The sequence below is a fragment of the Comamonas composti DSM 21721 genome (assembly GCF_000429845.1).
In the GTDB taxonomy this organism is placed as follows: Bacteria; Pseudomonadota; Gammaproteobacteria; order Burkholderiales; family Burkholderiaceae_C; genus Comamonas; species Comamonas composti.
The window spans coordinates 308,583-324,031 of sequence record NZ_AUCQ01000006.1; the positions used below are offsets into that span (position 1 = coordinate 308,583).

The following is a 15,449-nucleotide window of genomic DNA, read 5'->3' on the forward strand; positions in this document are numbered from 1 at the left end:
CAGCGCATCTGCGCCGATTGCTGCGCCCAATGGGCCACCCCCATGGCACGCTGCAGCCGCTGCGCCCAGCTCCTGCCTGCGGGCACAGCCGTCTGCGGAGCCTGCCTGCGCCATCCTCCTTTGCTGAAACACTGCGTGGCCGCCGTCGACTACGCCTATCCATGGCGCAGCCTGCTGACCGATTTCAAGTTCCGTGGCGACACGGGCCTGGCGCGCTGCCTGGCCGGGCTGCTGCTGGCCACCCCGGAGGCCAGGCAATTGCTCGCCGAGTGCGATGGGCTGATTCCCATGCCCTTGTCGTCCCAGCGTCTCAAGGAGCGCGGCTTTCAGCAAAGCCTGCTGCTGGCCCGCCCACTGGCACGCGCCACAGGGGCAAGACTGCTGTCCCAAGCCGTGCTGCGCCTGCACACCGGCCAGGCACAGCACGATTTGCCACGCGCCCAGCGCCTGCGCCAGCTGCGCGGCGTGTTCTCGGTACACCATGCCCGGGCTTCGCAGATCGCGGGCCGCAAGCTTTTGCTGCTGGACGACATCATGACCACGGGCGCCAGCCTGCATGCACTGGCCGACTGCCTGCTGCGCGCAGGGGCCAGCCAGGTGAGTGCGATGGTCGTGGCGCGAACGCCATAAGAGCGTGTTCACATTCCCAGGCAGCGCCCGGACGGCGCGCGACAATACGCCCCATGTTTCATATCGTTCTCGTCGCACCGGAGATTCCACCGAATACCGGCAATGTGATCCGGCTTGCGGCCAATACGGGCTGCAGCCTGCACCTGATCGAGCCCCTGGGCTTTTCCATGGAAGACCGGCTCATGCGCCGCGCAGGCCTTGACTATCACGAGTATGCCCAGGTGCGCCGTCATGCAAGCTGGCAGGCCTTTCTCCACGAGTGCCAACCCGAAACCAGCCGCATGTTCGCCATGACCACACGCGGCAGCAGCCCTGTGCACTCCATGCAATTCCAGCCAGGAGACTGGCTGGTGTTCGGCTCCGAAAGCCAGGGACTGCCGCCCGAGCTGCGCGAGCAGTTTTCCGCAGCCCGGCGCCTGCGCCTGCCCATGCTGGCCGGCCAGCGCAGCCTCAATCTATCGAACGCCGTGGCCGTGACCGTTTTCGAGGCCTGGCGCCAGAACGGCTTTGCACCAGCGCTTGCCCGACCTCAGCTCCCAGGCATCCAGACCTGAAGCAGGTCATCACTTCAATTGTTGCTGAAACGACAATAGCGCATTGCCAAATCAAGGGTTTTCACCAATTCCAGATCGTCATAAATTGGACACATGGGCCAACCAAAGCAATCCCTGCCGCGGTTGCAAGCCCAGGTTTCAACGCTAAAGGAACGATCATGAACAACGCCCGTCGTCTCGCCGTACTCGCAGCCCTCGCCGCATCCGCTTTCGCCGCCCATGCAGACTTCCGTGATGGTGAATATCCCGCCACGCCCTCCTCTGCGAGCACGCTGACCCACGCACAAGTGGCGGCAGACTTTCAGGCTGCGCGCGCCAACAACACCTTGCCCGATATCAGCGAGTCTCCTGCCCCTGCCCCCTCGGTTGCCAAGGCCCAGACCAGCAACCTGACCCGCACACAGGTCAGCCAGGAAGCCGCGACAGCACTCAAGCAAGGCAAGCTCAACTACGGCGGCTGATAGCCTTCGGCCTCTGATCCAGGGGCCCTACAAGAAACAGCCTGCAAAGGCCGCCCGGTGAAGAGGCGGCCGTTGCAGGCTGTTTCAACGTCGATTTACGCGCTCTCAGAAGCGCAAACGTCAGACTGCAGCGCCGTAATTGCGCGTCAGCGACTCGGCCACGCAGACCGGCTTGTCGCCACCTTCGCGCTCCACAGTCACCAACCAGGTCATCTGCAGGCCATCGGGCTCGAGCATCTCGGCCTGCTGCAAGGTCAGGCGCCCACGCAGACGGCTGTTCACCGGCACAGGCGATGTGAAGCGCACCTTGTTCAAGCCGTAATTCACCCCCATGCGCGCACCCTCGATGCGAAAGCTGCTTTCAAAAAAGCGCGGCAGCAGAGACAGGGTCAGAAAGCCATGGGCGATAGGCGCACCGAACGGCCCTTTGGCCGCACGCTCGGGGTCCACATGGATCCACTGCTGGTCGCCCGTGGCATCGGCAAACAACTGGATTTGCTCCTGGGTGATCGTGATCCAGTCACTGACGGCAACTTCCTGCCCTACGCAGGCAAGCACTTGGGAATAGGAACTAAAAGTTTTCATATCTTCAATGTAGGGGGCAGACACTTCAAAGCTTGTCTGAACGGCGACAGGCTGCAGCCCTGGAGAGTAGGCAGGAAATCAAGGCCTGGCACTTGTCCAGCAAGCGCTAGGCGCTATCAATAAAGGTGCTTCAGGATTTACCCCTAGAGTCCCGAGCCAAAAGCTTTCAGGGCGCGGCCTGAGAACTGCGTTGCACAAAGAACAGACCCGTGCCCACGGCCATGAGCAGGCCGCCGAACAGCCGGTTCTGGTTGCGCCGGGCACGGCTGCTGCGCATGAGCCCGCGCAGCACGCTGGCGCTGGCCGCATAGCCATGCATGACCACGGTATCCACGGCCAGCATGGTGGCCGCAAGAATCAGCAGCTGGGACCACAGCGGCCGGCTGGCACTCATGAACTGGGGCAGGACGGCGACCATGAAGATGATGCCCTTGGGGTTGGTCGCATTCGTCAAAAAGCCCGACAGCATGCGCTTGCGCGCGCTGACTGCGGGCATGGATTCCTGCGCATCCAGGGGCGAGCCTGCAGCGCGCCACTGGCTGAACCCCAGATAGATCAGATAACAGGCACCCACGACCTTGACGATGTTGAACGCCCATTCGGAAGCCAGCAACAGCGAGCCCACGCCCGCGCCGGCAATCAGCAGGATCAGCAGCAGGCCGAGCTGCAGGCCGAAGATGGTGGCGCTGGTCTTGCGAACCCCATAGGACAGCCCATGACTCATGGACAGCACGGCGCCCGAGCCCGGGGACACCGCAATGATCCAGCACGCCAAAAAAAACCCGAGCCAAGTCTGCCAATCCATGAAGCACCTCGAAATACGCAACAGCCCGCGATCTTAGAACGTGTTCACGGTCTCTACACAGACCCGCTGGAGCGCAACCGCGGGCGAAGTCAGATATCCACGGTCGCCGCCACCATGCGCGTGACCAGCGGGCGCACCAGCATCACGCAGGCAAAGGCAATCGGCATCGCAAATACATAGGCACCCAGCACACGCTGCAGATAGCCCTCACCCAGGCCGCTGTTGATGCCGACGATGGCTGCACACATCAGCAAGGCCATGATGGCCGACATATAGAGGGCAAACACCACGGGCGCATAGGCACGCGGCAGCTTGCGACGGGTGCGCTCGGCACCGGGCTGAGAAGAAGGAATGGAGGTATTTTTCATCAATCGATCACTATTCGGGTTCACGGTTCAGGTTCGCGGGCCAGAAGCCAGGCCACAAGCGAATGGGCAGACTGTACGCAAGCAAGGGCCTCAGCGGTAGCTCTGGACGTCTTGCTAGACTCATAACTTGTATTTACGAATCCATCAATCCATCCATCACAATACATGCCGAATCTGCGCGCCATAGAAACCTTCGTCAAAGCGCTGGAGGGCGGCTCCATCGCCTCGGCAGCGCGCCAGCTGGGCATCAGTCCGGCAGCGGCCAGCCAGAACATTGCACGGCTCGAACGTGAGCTGGGCACACGCCTGCTGACCCGTACCACCCGCTCCATGGCGCTTACCGAAGCCGGCGAACGCTATCTGGCGCGCGTGGCGCCGGTGCTTGACGAGCTGGAAAAGGCCCAGTCCGACCTGTCGCTGCTGCATGGAGAGCTGCAGGGCCGGCTGCGCATTGCCTGCATGGCTGCTTTTGGCCGCCATCTGGTGGCGCCCTTGCTGCCGACCTTTGCCGCGCGCCACCCCCAGTTGTCGCTGGAGTTGCTGAATGTGGACCGGCAGGTGGACGTGCTCAAGGAGGATGTGGACATCAGCGTGCGCTACCGCGATGTGCTGGAGCCGGGCATGGCCGTGCGGCCCCTGGCCTCGGTGCAGCGCCGGCTGTACACCTCACCCGCCTATCTGCAGGCCCATGGCAGACCGCGCACAGCCGGAGATTTGCTGCAGCACAGTTGCCTGCTGTACCGGCGCGAGATGGACGGGCGCATCATGCGCTGGCCTTTCTACAGCGAAGGGCGGCGCGTGGACCCGCCGCTGCGCATCGCGGCCATTGCCAACGACATCGATGCCCTGGTCGAGATGGCTGTGGCCGGGGCCGGCATTGCCTGGGCGGGATTCTTTCTGGTGCACGAACATGTGCGCCAGGGCCGTCTGGTCTATCTGCCCGTGGAGCCGGCGCCGGCCTCGGAGACAGGGCCTGCCCTGCAGTTCGAAGAAGAAACCCTGGATTTCTTCGCCTGCTTTCGTGATCGCCAATACGTGCCTGCCAAGGTCAGGGCCCTGGTCGACTATCTGCTGGAAACCCTGCCCCTACAACCCAAGCTACAGCCCCAGCCGCCGCTGCACAGCCGTTCGTGAAGAGGCGCAGCAATATCCTTGCCCGCGCGCCATTCCAAGCCTGCGTGCTACGCTGCGCCCCACGATGTTCAACCCCACCCAAGCCGATGTACGGCGCTTTTTCTGCGGCGTGCGCACCAAGATGATCAGCGGTGCGCCCATGGAGGCCATAGAGACTTTGGCCAGCCTGTGGATTGCCGAGCATCCCGAGTATTTCGAAGACCTGGCCGACCTGGACGCAGCATTGGCGCGCAATTACGACGAGACGCCGGGCGTGACGAATCCGTTTCTGCACCTGTCCATGCACTTATCCATCAGCGAGCAATGCAGCATCGACCAGCCGCGCGGCATACGCCAGGCCGTGGAGCTGCTGAGCCGGCGTCTGGATTCCCTGCACGATGCCCATCACGCAGCCATGGAGTGCCTAGGCCAGATGCTTTGGGAAAGCCAGCGCTCGGGCCGTCCACCTGACGGCGAGGCCTATGTGGCGGGCGTGCAGCGCCGCGCGACAAAAGACTGACCTCCTGAGTCGCCTGGCGGCTCAGGCTAGCCATCTCTGGTTTGAAGCGGCGCCCATTCCACGGGCCGCACACTGCAGCCGACCCGTGGATTTCCTGAAGTGCGCGGCGCGTGCAGCCGTTGAAGGGGTCAATCCTTTTTCCCCAACCTGAAGTGCGGCTGCGGCACAGTCTGCAGCTCGCCATCAAGGCTGGCGATGTAGCGGGACAAGGCCTTGAGCTCGCTGTTGGAGAACTGCTTGGCAATGCCGGCCATGACGCCATTGCTGCGCCCCACATGGGCATTGTTCTCCACCTTGTAGGACTTGAGTGCCGCATACACATAGTCGGCATACTGGCCTGCGACCTTGGGGTAGCTGGGATCTATGGGCTTGGCAAAGCCCTCGCCGTGGCAGGAGACGCAGGCCCCCTTTTGCAGCAGGGCCGCCACCTGGGCGCTGGGCTCGCGTGCTGCGGCGGCCGCCCTGGCCTGGCCATGCTCGGCGTAATAGGCGGCCACATCGGCCATGTCCTGCTCGCTCAGCGAATCGGCAATGCCGCGCATGGTCGGGTGCCTGCGTTCGCCCTTCTTGTAGGCCTGCAGGGCGGCAGAGATATAGGGTGCGCTCTGGCCCGAGATCATGGGCACCTTGTACACCTCGGGAAAACTGGCCTGGTAGCCCTGTATGCCATGGCAGCCTATGCACATCGCGATCTTGCCCTCCCCTGCCTTGGCGCTGCCCTGAATCTGCTGGGCCTGAGCCATGCTGCCTGCCGCTGCGGTCACTGATGCGACAGCCAGCGCCCATACCGTGGTCAAAGTTTTTGTCATTTTGCGCGCACAATCCTTCAAGAGTTCTTACAGAGTTCTGAGGGCTGCCAAATGCCTTCGCCGAATGCGAGTCCTAGCGCAAACCATTATGGTTGCAGGCTTGAAGTCCCCCATCAATACTTACGCTGATACCGCACATGAAATTTCAAGGTTCCGAAAACTACGTCGCCACCCAGGATTTGATGCTGGCGGTCAACGCCGCCGCCACGCTGCAGCGCCCCCTGCTGGTCAAGGGCGAGCCGGGCACCGGCAAGACCATGCTGGCCGAGGAAGTGGCCCAGGCCCTGAACATGCCGCTGCTGCAGTGGCACATCAAGTCCACGACCAAGGCACAGCAAGGCCTGTATGAATACGATGCCGTGAGCCGGTTGCGTGACTCGCAACTGGGCGACGAGAAGGTCAAGGACATCAACAACTACATCATCAAGGGCGTGCTCTGGCAGGCCTTCACGGCCGAGCAGCCCGTGGCCCTGTTGATCGACGAAATCGACAAGGCCGACATCGAGTTCCCGAACGACCTGCTGCGCGAGATCGACCGCATGGAGTTCTATTGCTACGAGACGCGCGAGATGATCCGCGCCAAGCACCGCCCTCTGGTCTTCATCACCTCGAACAACGAAAAGGAACTGCCCGACGCCTTTTTGCGCCGCTGCTTTTTCCACTACATCAAGTTCCCCGACGCCGACACCATGCGCCAGATCGTGGGCGTGCACTTCCCCAAGCTGCAGGCCGAACTGCTGTCCGCCGCCATGAAGGTGTTCTACGACATCCGCAACCTGCCGGGCCTCAAGAAAAAGCCCTCGACCAGCGAGCTCATCGACTGGCTCAAGCTGCTCGTGGCCGAGGAGATTCCCGTGGCCGCGCTGCAAAGCGAGGAAGGCAAGGTCTCGGTTCCGCCCCTGGTCGGCGCCCTGCTCAAGAACGAGCAGGACGTGAGCCTGTTCGAAAAGCTGGTCTTCATGAACCAGCGCAACCGCTGAGGCCAGCGATGAGCAGCGGCGACCACCACAACTCCCGCGGCGTGCCCACCCTTACCGGCCAGGTCACGACCACGGCCGCCGCCGGCGCCCTGGCCCACCAGGGCTTTGTGCAGCCCGTGGTGATGCGCTTTCATGGCGTGCGCCTGGAGCCTTTGACACTCGCCCATGAACCGGGCCTGCGTGCAGCCGTGCAGGACGGCGAGCTCTGGCGCATTCGCGTGACCTCGGCGCCCGAGCCGGATCAGGTGCGAGCCTATATACAGACCGCGCTGGAGCAGGGCGCGCGCGGCCAGCGCTTTGCGTTTGCCGTGCTCGACGACGCCACCGACCAGGTGCTGGGCACGAGCAGCTACCACGACATACTGCCCGAGGTGCGCCGCGTGGAGATCGGCTACACCTGGTATGCCAAAAGCGCGCAGCGCAGCCATGTGAACACGGCGGCCAAGCTCATGCTCATGGGCCATGCCTTCGATACGCTCAACTGCCACGTGGTGGGCTGGCGCACGGACAACTTCAACTTCGCGAGCCAGCGCGCCATCGAGCGCCTGGGCGCAAGAAAGGACGGCGTGATACGCGGCCACGCCATGCGCCGCGACGGCACCATACGCGACACCGTGATGTACAGCCTGCGCAGCGGCGAGTGGCCCGAGTCCCGGGCTCAGCTGCTATCTCAATTGGAGCTGCATGCGCTTGACTCATAAGCATTTCAAGCAACTTTCATGCTGAAATACCCTATACACAAGCGCTAAGCGCTCCTTTTTTAAAGACATGCTGATCGATTTCTTCTATACCCTGCGTGCTGCCAAGCTGCCCGTTTCGGTCAAGGAGTTTCTGACCTTGCTCGAGGCCCTGCAGGCCGGAGTCGTCGGCCCCAGGAGCGAAGACGCCTGGAGCCTGGACGATTTCTACCACCTGGGCCGGACCGTGCTCGTCAAGGACGAGAAGCACTACGACAAATACGACCGCGCCTTCTCCGCCTACTTCAAGGGCGTGGAAATGGTGGCCGACCTCACGCGCGACATCCCCCAGGACTGGCTTAGAAAACTGCTGGAGCGCGAGCTTTCCCCCGAGGAGAAAGCAGCCATCGAAGCCATGGGCTGGGACGAGCTCATGGAGACGCTCAAGAAGCGCCTGGAAGAGCAGAAAGAGCGCCACGAAGGCGGCAACAAATGGATTGGCACGGGCGGCACCAGCCCCTTCGGCCATGGCGGCTACAACCCGGCCGGCGTGCGCATCGGCGGTCCCGGGCGCAACAAAAGCGCGGTCAAGGTCTGGGAGCAGCGCGCCTACCGCGACTACGACGACACGCAGGAGCTGGGCACGCGCAACATCAAGGTCGCCCTGCGGCGGCTGCGCAAGTTCGCGCGCGAAGGCGGCGAGCTGGAACTGGACCTGCCCGACACCATACGCAGCACGGCGGCGAATGCCGGCTATCTGGACATCAAGATGATTCCCGAGCGCCACAACAACGTCAAAGTGCTGCTGCTCATGGACGTGGGCGGCACCATGGACGAGCACATCCAGCGCGTCGAGGAACTGTTCTCGGCCGTGAAAAGCGAGTTCAAGCACCTGGAGTTCTACTACTTCCACAACTGCGTCTATGACTTCATGTGGAAGAACAACCGCCGCCGCTTTGCCGAAAAATTTCCCACCTGGGACATCATTCGCAAATACAACAAGGACTACAAGCTGATCTTCGTGGGCGACGCCACCATGAGCCCCTACGAAATCCTGCAGCCCGGCGGCAGCGTGGAATACATGAACGAGGAGCCGGGCGCCGAGTGGCTGCAGCGCCTGACGCACGCCTTTCCGCGCTTTGCCTGGATCAACCCCGAGCCCCAGGGAGTCTGGCAGTACCGGCAAAGCATCAGCATCATCGAGCAGCTGATGAGCAACCGGATGTACCCGTTGACGCTCAAGGGCTTGGAAGAGGCCATGCGGCTGCTGTCAAAATAGCGGCATGCCCAAGTTCCCTCCCGCAATAACGCCGGCCCGTGGGTCGGCGTTATTGTTAAGCCTGTCCCTGATGCTCGGCGGCTGCAGCGTCTTGTCGCCCAAAGAAAAAGACGAAGATGCCGCGCTCGCGGCCAGCAGCGGCAAACCCGTGTTCTCGCTGGAGGTCGATGCGCCCAAGGAAATTCGCGAGCTGCTGGAAAAGCACCTGGAGCTGCAGCGCTACCGCTTTCAGTCCGACTTGCAGCGTCGGGAATTGCTGCGCCTGCTGGGCGCGACCGACGCGAATGTGCGCGACCTCATAGGCACGCTGGGCTATTTCAGCCCCACGGTCACGGTCGAGGTCAAGGAAACACCCGAGGCCGATGCACCACGCCAGGTCACGGTCAAGGTGGACCCCGGCGAGGCCGCCACCATTGCCAGCAGCTCCGTGAGCTTTGTGGGCGCCAACACCCGCGACCCTGGCGGCGCCGAACAGCGCCAGGCGATCGAGCGGCAGTGGCCCTTGCGCGAAGGCCAGCGCTTTACCCAATCCGCCTGGAGCGGCGCCAAAAGCCAGGGCCTGCGCACGCTGCAGGCCAGGCGCTATCCGCTGGCGCGCATAGACAAAAGCCTGGCCGACATCGATGCCGACACCCACAAGGCCGACGTGAGCGTGGCCTACGCACCCGGCCCGGCCTATACCTTCGGGCCACTGCGCATAGAAGGCGCCGAGCGCTACGACGCCGTGGGCACGGCCCGCATCGCACGTCTGGCCGAAGGCAAGGAGTACGACCAGGCCTTGCTGCTCGATGCCCAGCAGCGCCTGGCCAGCAGCGGCTATTACGACTCGGTGTTTCTGACCTTGGCCGATGTCCCGACCTTGGGCGAAAACGCCGAGGACAACGCCTCGGCGATTGAAGGCCAGGGCGAGCACGTGACCTCGCCCGTGATCGCCAAGGTGCGCGAGGCCAAGCTGCAAAAATGGGTGTTCGGTGTGGGCATGAGCACCGACACCGGCCCGCGCCTGAGCGTGGACCACACCCACAACAAGCTGCCCTGGCTGGGCTGGCGCGCGGTCACCAAACTGCAGCTGGAAAAGAAAAACCCCCTGCTTTCCACGCAGTGGACGGCCCTGCCCGACGAGAACCTGTGGCGCTGGTTCACAGGCGCCAAGGCCGAGCGCGCGCCCATTGGCGACTACAACGTCAACAGCGCCCAATTGCGCGCAGGCCGGACCAAGGCCGAGGACCGCATAGACCGCAACTACTACCTGCAGTACGACTACGCCAAGAACCAGGGCGTGGATGCACCGCCGGCCAGCTCCTCGATCACGGCCAACTACGGCTGGACCGGACGCTATTTCGACAGCAACCTGCTGCCCACCTCGGGCTACGGCTTTGCCTGGGAAGTCGGCGCAGGCACGACCCTGACGCCCGAGCGCACGCCCTTCGGGCGCCTCACGGGCCGCTGGCTCAGCCTCATCCCCATGGACGAGCGCGACCCCGAAACCAAGCGCCGCAGCCGGCTTGCGCTGCGCCTGTCGGGCGGCAGCGTGATTGCGCGCGAGGATGCAGAAATCCCCATGACCCAGCTGTTCATCACCGGTGGCGACAACACGGTGCGCGGCTATGGCTACCAGAGCATTGGCGCACGCAGCGACAACGGCCAGGTCATAGGCGGACGCTACATGGCCGTGACCAGCGTGGAGTGGCAGCGCCCCATCGTCATCAAGGGCAACACCCAGGACTGGGAGCATGCGCTGTTCGTCGACGCCGGCACCGTCGGAGACCGCCTGGACTCCATGTACATGCGCGTGGGCGTGGGCACGGGCATACGCTGGCGCAGCCCCGTTGGCCCGCTGCAGGCCGATCTGGCCTGGGGCGTGCAGGACAAGCGGCTGCGTCTGCATCTGCGCATGGGCTTTAACTTCTGAACATGGTCGATTCCGGTTTGAACACTTCCGCTACCCCCGACAAACAGGCCAGCGCCCCTGCCCCCCGGCGCAGGCGCTGGCCGCGCGTGCTGCTATGGCTGCTTGTGACCCTGATCCTGGTGCTCTGTGCCCTGCTCGGCACAGCTTGGTGGTGGAGCGGCCAGTCCGACTCCCTGGCCAGAACACTGCACTACGCATCGCGCTGGATGCCCCAGGGCCAGAGCCTGCAAAGCCGCGATGTCTCCGGAGCCCTGCGCCATGGCGGCAGGATTGGCTGGCTGCAATGGCAGAACCCGAGCATGAAGGTCACGCTGCAAGATGCCGTCCTGGGCTGGCAACTGCGCCCCCTGCTGTCCCGCACGCTGCAGGTGGACGAGATCAGGATTGCCGAGCTGATCGTCACCAAGGAGCCCAGCGACGAGCCGGACAAGCCCCTGGAGCCGCTGGAGCAACTGCCCCTGCCGCTGCAGATACATGTGCCTTTCGACATAGGCCGCATACAGTGGCAGGAACCGGCCCAGGCCGAAGTGCTGGGCCTGCAGGGCCGCTATGACTACGACGGCCAGCATCACCAGCTGGACGTGCAGCATGTCCAATGGGCCGACGGCAGCTACCAGGCCCAGGTGCAATTGCAGGCACTCGCGCCCATGAACCTCAAGGCCGAGCTCCAGGGTGATCTGCAGGTGCAGGCACCGGCGAACCAGAATCAGGACAAGGACAAGGACAAGGACAAGACAGCTACGACCTCGGCGGCAATCCCCGTGCAGGCCAAGGCCAGCGTGCAAGGCAATCTTGCCTCTGCACAAGCCCAGCTGGAGCTGCAAGCCCATGTCAGCGCCCGCCCCGGCAGCTCCGACCCCATGCGCGCCGACATCCAGGCCAGCGTGCAACCCTGGCAGGCCCAGCCCCTGCTGAGCGCCCTGGCCGAGTTCGAGCAGCTCGACGTTGCCGCATTCTGGGCTCCCGGTCCTCGCACCGGCATGAGTGGCAAGCTGCAAGCCGGCCCGCTGCCACCCGAACCCGGCCATGAAGAGCAGGCCTGGCAGTTGCAGGCCGAGCTGCACAACAGCCTGCCCGGCCCCTGGGACCAGCAGCGCCTGCCGCTGGACCAGCTCAAGACCTTGGTGCGCTATGACGGCAGCCGCTGGCAGGTGGAGAACTCGCGCCTGGACCTGGGCTCCGGCCACATTCTTCTGCAAGGCCACTACGAGCCTGCCACCCAGCAGTTTGCAGGCCAGGCCGAAGTCGACAAGCTCAACCCTGCTGCGCTGTACAGCAGCCTTGATGCCCAACTGCTGCAAGGCAGGCTGCAGGCCGAATCCAGGGCCGAACAGCAAGTCGATTTCTCCGTGGACCTGCGCTCCCCTGGACAGGGCAGCAAGCCCGGCAGCCTGCGCATACAGACTCTGAGCACCCAGGGCCAGCTGGACAAAAAGCTGCTGACCTTGAACAAGCTGGACATCGAGGCCTGGCAGGCCTCGGTGCACAGCCGCGCACTGCAATACGACCTGGAACAGCAAAAGCTGCAGACCTCGCTGCAGGCCCAGGTGCCAGGAGCCAAGCTCGCGCTCGACGGGCATATCAGCCCCACACAGGGCCAGGGCAAGACCCGCCTGGAACTCGGCTCCCTGCCAGCCCTTGGCCAATGGCTGGGCCAGTTGCCCGGCATCAAGAACCCCTTGGCAGGAGCCCAGCTTGCAGGCCAGATCCACCTGGATGCCAGCTGGCGTGGCGGCTGGCAGGGCCTGATGCAACGCCTGCAAGCTGCGCCCGGCACGGCTTTTTCAGCCAGCGGGCTGCAACTGAATCTGGACCTTGAGGCCAGGCAGTTGCGCTACCTGGCTGCGGACACGGCGCCCGAGCAAGCGCTGGAGTTGCCCGCGCTGCGCCTGAACCTGCAGGGCTCGCCCGAGCAGGCCCGTATCACACTCGCAGGCCAGGCCAGACGTGGAGAACAGGGCGTGGAGCTGGACTCGGCCCTGTCGGCCGGCCTGGCCACGGGGCGCCAAGCCTCGGCCCAGGACTGGCAGGCCTCTCTGGAGAGCCTTCAGGCCAAGCTGTTTGTCGACAAGGCCCACGCCTGGCAGCTGCGCCTGTCCTCGGACAAACCCGTGCAGTTGATGCAGCGCAGCCAGAAATCCAGCAGCACCTACACGGTTTCCGCAGGCCGCCTGGAAATCACACCCCCTGCGCCCGAACGCGATGCCGGCAAGGCACAGCAACCGGCCCACCTGGTCTGGGAAGACAGCCGTGTGGCCCAGTCTGCGGGCCAATGGAGCCTGCTGAGCAAGGGTCAGGCCCAGGGCCTGCCCCTGGCCTGGGTCGACAGTCTGGCCCTGCAGGCCGAAGAGCCACTGCTCGCCTCCAAGGGCATCAGCGGCGACCTGAGCTTCAACGCCCACTGGGACCTGGACACCACGGGCAAGGACCTCAAGGCCGAACTACTGGTCGAACGTGCGGCCGGCGATCTACGCCTGGCCATGGAAGATGGCTCGGGCACCACGGTCATCCAGACCAGCGGCCCTCAGGCGAGACAGCCCGGCCAGGTGCGCACACGCACCATCAAGGGCGTAGGCCTGCGCTCGCGCATCAAAGATGCGCGACTGCAAGTCAAGGCCCAGGGCAGCAATGTTCAGGCCACGTTCAACTGGGAGAGCGAACGCGCAGGCATTCTGAGCGCCGACCTGCGCACCAGCCTGGCCCGTGAAAACGGCAACTGGGCCTGGCCCGACAAAGCCCCGCTTTCCGGCCAGATCGATGCCAAGATGCCGGACATAGGCATCTGGGCACTGTTTGCACCGCCGGGTTGGCGTGTTGCGGGCAGCTTCGAGGCCAAGGCCAGCATCAGCGGCGACCGACAAAACCCGCGCTGGCAGGGCAACCTCTCGGCCGACGGGCTCAGCATCGTCTCCTCCCTGGACGGCGTGGACCTGCACAGCGGCATCATGCGCGCACGCCTGCAGGGCAACCGCCTGGACCTCACCGAACTGCGCCTGCAAGGCGGGCGCGGCAGCAATACGCGCATCACGGGCTATAGCGGCAACCTGACCTCGGCTCCGCGTGATGGCGGCGAGCTTGTGGGCTCGGGCTTTGTGCGCTGGGACCCGCCCGGAGCCGACGGCCAGTCCTCGGGCCTGAGCATGGACATGCAGGCCGAAGCCAAGGCCCTGCAAGTGCTGGTGCGCGCCGACCGCCAGGTCAGCATCTCGGGCAAGCTGCTGGCCAGGCTGGAGCAAGGCCTGTTCACGCTGCGCGGCGACCTCAAGACCGATCGCGCCACCATCATCCTGCCCGAGGAGTCCGCGCCCTCTCTGGGCTCGGACGTGGTCGTGCACTCGGCTGCCTCGCGCAAGGCCGAAGAGGAGGCCGCACGCAAACAGCAGCAAACCGACGAGCGCAACCAGGCCAAGGCCCAGACCAGCAAGCTGCCCGACATACTCGTCAAGCTCGACCTGGGCCCGGACTTTGCGCTGCAAGGCTATGGCATCACCACGCGCCTGAAAGGCGGCCTGCAGGTCCAGGGCCCGAGCAAGCTCGGCGGCCCGCCCCGCATCACCGGCGAGATACGCACCGAACAAGGCCGCTACCGCGCCTGGGGCCAGGCGCTGGACGTGGAAACCGGCCTCATCCGCTTCAATGGCCCCTATGACAATCCCTCGCTGGACATTCTCGCGCTCAGGCCGAACATCACCGTGCGCGCAGGCGTGCAGGTCCAGGGATCGGCCAGCGCGCCGCGCGTATCCCTGTACTCCGAGCCGGAAATGCCCGATGCCGAAAAGCTCTCCTGGGTCCTCATGGGCCGCGACCCTGCAGCCGGCGGCGCCGAAAGCGCCATGCTGCAGCAAGCCGCGCTCTCCTTGCTGGCAGGCGGAGGCAACGGCGGCAACCTGGGAAGCAGCCTGGGCCTGGACGAAGTAGGCTTCAAGGGCCCGGGCGACGGCGACGCCAGCGGCGCCGCCCTCACCCTGGGCAAACGCCTGTCGCGAGATCTGTATGTGACCTACGAACAAAGCCTGTCGGGCGCCATGGGCACGCTCTACATCTTCTACGACCTCTCGCGCCGCCTGACCCTGCGCGGCCAGACCGGCACCACCAGCGCCGTGGACCTGATCTACACGGTGCGCAAGGACTGAAAACGCTGGCCTGTTCCTCATCGAGCCCTAGGATCAGGCCGGCCTCTCCAATGCCGGGCCGCCAAGCCGCTTACAATACCGGCCTGCCTCCCTGTAGTTCAATGGATAGAACGAGCGCCTCCTAAGCGCTAGATACAGGTTCGATTCCTGTCAGGGGGACCATTTGACGGTCTCAGATAGTCTCAAATCCTCTCAAAACCCGCACTCTCCCTAGAGGCTGCGGGTTTTTTGTTGTCCAGCGTTGTCTCAGTTGGTCTATGGACATACCAACAAAGGGCGTGTCCGAATTTTTGTGTAAACGGGTCGGACTTCAGTTGGCGGAGATACGGTCTCCGAACTGAATGGTAAAGCGGATCAAGGCAGCCTTCCAATCGCGGATGGGCATGCTCCACTTCTGACTGATATTGCGCAATGCCAGATAGAACAGCTTGGTCAGAGCTTCATCGCTGGGGAATGAGCCCCGGTTCTTGCTCAGCTTCCTCAGTCCCATGTTCACCGACTCGATGGCATTGGTCGTGTAGATGACCCTGCGGATCTCTGGCGGGTAATCAAAGAACGGGGTCAGCCGACTCCAGCTTCTGCGCCAGGACTGGCCGATGGGCAGGTAGTCGGCATCCCACTTG

15 protein-coding genes and 1 tRNA gene are annotated in these 15,449 nt (G+C 64.0%); 11 read left to right on the plus strand and 5 right to left on the minus strand.

Going from position 1 to position 15,449, the window contains the following annotated elements:
* Positions 1-42: 42 nt before the first annotated feature.
* The 3 genes from G486_RS0106465 (at position 43) to G486_RS0106475 (ending at position 1,645) form a co-directional block, all read left to right on the plus strand.
* Positions 43-630: a ComF family protein gene (locus tag G486_RS0106465; protein ID WP_245587256.1), complete on the plus strand. Its 588-nt coding sequence runs from the start codon at positions 43-45 to the stop codon at positions 628-630.
* A 53-nt stretch (positions 631-683) separates the two neighbouring features.
* Positions 684-1,184 carry a tRNA (uridine(34)/cytosine(34)/5-carboxymethylaminomethyluridine(34)-2'-O)-methyltransferase TrmL gene (trmL, locus tag G486_RS0106470; protein ID WP_027014807.1) on the plus strand — a complete coding sequence of 167 codons (501 nt, stop codon included), beginning with the start codon at positions 684-686 and terminating at the stop codon, positions 1,182-1,184.
* A gap of 158 nt (positions 1,185-1,342) precedes the next feature.
* Positions 1,343-1,645: a DUF4148 domain-containing protein gene (locus G486_RS0106475; protein WP_027014808.1), complete on the plus strand. Its 303-nt coding sequence runs from the start codon at positions 1,343-1,345 to the stop codon at positions 1,643-1,645.
* 120 nt (positions 1,646-1,765) lie between these two features.
* On the opposite strand, the gene G486_RS0106480 is transcribed toward G486_RS0106475, so the two are convergent.
* From G486_RS0106480 to G486_RS0106490, 3 genes are all read right to left on the minus strand, one after another.
* Positions 1,766-2,230, minus strand: a complete 465-nt coding sequence (locus G486_RS0106480) for a MaoC family dehydratase (RefSeq protein ID WP_027014809.1) — start codon at positions 2,228-2,230, stop codon at positions 1,766-1,768.
* A 166-nt stretch (positions 2,231-2,396) separates the two neighbouring features.
* Complete coding sequence (locus G486_RS0106485; RefSeq protein ID WP_027014810.1) at positions 2,397-3,035, minus strand: LysE family transporter; 639 nt, start codon at positions 3,033-3,035, stop codon at positions 2,397-2,399.
* A gap of 89 nt (positions 3,036-3,124) precedes the next feature.
* Positions 3,125-3,403, minus strand: coding sequence for a DUF2798 domain-containing protein (locus tag G486_RS0106490; protein WP_034386770.1), 279 nt, complete (start codon positions 3,401-3,403; stop codon positions 3,125-3,127).
* 165 nt (positions 3,404-3,568) lie between these two features.
* On the opposite strand from G486_RS0106490, the gene G486_RS0106495 reads away from it, so the two are divergent.
* Positions 3,569-4,537, plus strand: a complete 969-nt coding sequence (locus G486_RS0106495) for a LysR family transcriptional regulator (RefSeq protein WP_027014812.1) — start codon at positions 3,569-3,571, stop codon at positions 4,535-4,537.
* Positions 4,538-4,601: 64 nt separating this feature from the next.
* Positions 4,602-5,036, plus strand: a complete 435-nt coding sequence (locus G486_RS0106500) for a DUF1841 family protein (protein WP_027014813.1) — start codon at positions 4,602-4,604, stop codon at positions 5,034-5,036.
* 128 nt (positions 5,037-5,164) lie between these two features.
* On the opposite strand, the gene G486_RS0106505 is transcribed toward G486_RS0106500, so the two are convergent.
* Positions 5,165-5,845, minus strand: a complete 681-nt coding sequence (locus tag G486_RS0106505) for a c-type cytochrome (protein WP_027014814.1) — start codon at positions 5,843-5,845, stop codon at positions 5,165-5,167.
* A 137-nt stretch (positions 5,846-5,982) separates the two neighbouring features.
* Here G486_RS0106505 and G486_RS0106510 point away from each other — a divergent pair, with 137 nt between their 5' ends.
* The 6 genes from G486_RS0106510 to G486_RS0106535 all read left to right on the plus strand — a co-directional run bounded on the left by G486_RS0106510 (position 5,983) and on the right by G486_RS0106535 (position 14,988).
* A complete protein-coding gene (locus G486_RS0106510; protein WP_027014815.1) occupies positions 5,983-6,825 on the plus strand; it encodes an AAA family ATPase in 843 nt (280 codons plus the stop codon).
* Between the two features lie 8 nt (positions 6,826-6,833).
* Positions 6,834-7,526: a GNAT family N-acetyltransferase gene (locus tag G486_RS0106515; RefSeq protein ID WP_027014816.1), complete on the plus strand. Its 693-nt coding sequence runs from the start codon at positions 6,834-6,836 to the stop codon at positions 7,524-7,526.
* Positions 7,527-7,593: 67 nt separating this feature from the next.
* The gene (locus tag G486_RS0106520) at positions 7,594-8,781 is read left to right on the plus strand and encodes a vWA domain-containing protein (protein ID WP_027014817.1); all 1,188 of its coding nucleotides are present in this window, start codon (positions 7,594-7,596) and stop codon (positions 8,779-8,781) included.
* 4 nt (positions 8,782-8,785) lie between these two features.
* Positions 8,786-10,693: an autotransporter assembly complex protein TamA gene (locus G486_RS0106525; RefSeq protein ID WP_027014818.1), complete on the plus strand. Its 1,908-nt coding sequence runs from the start codon at positions 8,786-8,788 to the stop codon at positions 10,691-10,693.
* Positions 10,694-10,695: 2 nt separating this feature from the next.
* Positions 10,696-14,826, plus strand: a complete 4,131-nt coding sequence (locus G486_RS0106530) for a translocation/assembly module TamB domain-containing protein (protein ID WP_027014819.1) — start codon at positions 10,696-10,698, stop codon at positions 14,824-14,826.
* A gap of 87 nt (positions 14,827-14,913) precedes the next feature.
* Positions 14,914-14,988, plus strand: a tRNA-Arg gene (locus G486_RS0106535).
* Positions 14,989-15,136: 148 nt separating this feature from the next.
* On the opposite strand, the gene G486_RS0106540 is transcribed toward G486_RS0106535, so the two are convergent.
* The coding region (locus tag G486_RS0106540) for a transposase (RefSeq protein ID WP_027014820.1) at positions 15,137-15,449 on the minus strand (313 nt) is incomplete at its 5' end.

Coding starts and splice junctions, on each gene's coding strand:
- G486_RS0106515 (WP_027014816.1), top strand. CDS start 6,834: ATGAGCAGCGGCGACCACCACAACTCCCGCGGCGTGCCCACCCTTACC.
- G486_RS0106530 (WP_027014819.1), top strand. CDS start 10,696: ATGGTCGATTCCGGTTTGAACACTTCCGCTACCCCCGACAAACAGGCC.
- G486_RS0106495 (WP_027014812.1), top strand. CDS start 3,569: ATGCCGAATCTGCGCGCCATAGAAACCTTCGTCAAAGCGCTGGAGGGC.
- G486_RS0106465 (WP_245587256.1), top strand. CDS start 43: ATGGCACGCTGCAGCCGCTGCGCCCAGCTCCTGCCTGCGGGCACAGCC.
- G486_RS0106475 (WP_027014808.1), top strand. CDS start 1,343: ATGAACAACGCCCGTCGTCTCGCCGTACTCGCAGCCCTCGCCGCATCC.
- G486_RS0106480 (WP_027014809.1), bottom strand. CDS start 2,230: ATGAAAACTTTTAGTTCCTATTCCCAAGTGCTTGCCTGCGTAGGGCAG.
- G486_RS0106520 (WP_027014817.1), top strand. CDS start 7,594: ATGCTGATCGATTTCTTCTATACCCTGCGTGCTGCCAAGCTGCCCGTT.
- G486_RS0106490 (WP_034386770.1), bottom strand. CDS start 3,403: ATGAAAAATACCTCCATTCCTTCTTCTCAGCCCGGTGCCGAGCGCACC.
- G486_RS0106500 (WP_027014813.1), top strand. CDS start 4,602: ATGTTCAACCCCACCCAAGCCGATGTACGGCGCTTTTTCTGCGGCGTG.
- G486_RS0106525 (WP_027014818.1), top strand. CDS start 8,786: ATGCCCAAGTTCCCTCCCGCAATAACGCCGGCCCGTGGGTCGGCGTTA.
- G486_RS0106505 (WP_027014814.1), bottom strand. CDS start 5,845: ATGACAAAAACTTTGACCACGGTATGGGCGCTGGCTGTCGCATCAGTG.
- trmL (WP_027014807.1), top strand. CDS start 684: ATGTTTCATATCGTTCTCGTCGCACCGGAGATTCCACCGAATACCGGC.
- G486_RS0106510 (WP_027014815.1), top strand. CDS start 5,983: ATGAAATTTCAAGGTTCCGAAAACTACGTCGCCACCCAGGATTTGATG.
- G486_RS0106485 (WP_027014810.1), bottom strand. CDS start 3,035: ATGGATTGGCAGACTTGGCTCGGGTTTTTTTTGGCGTGCTGGATCATT.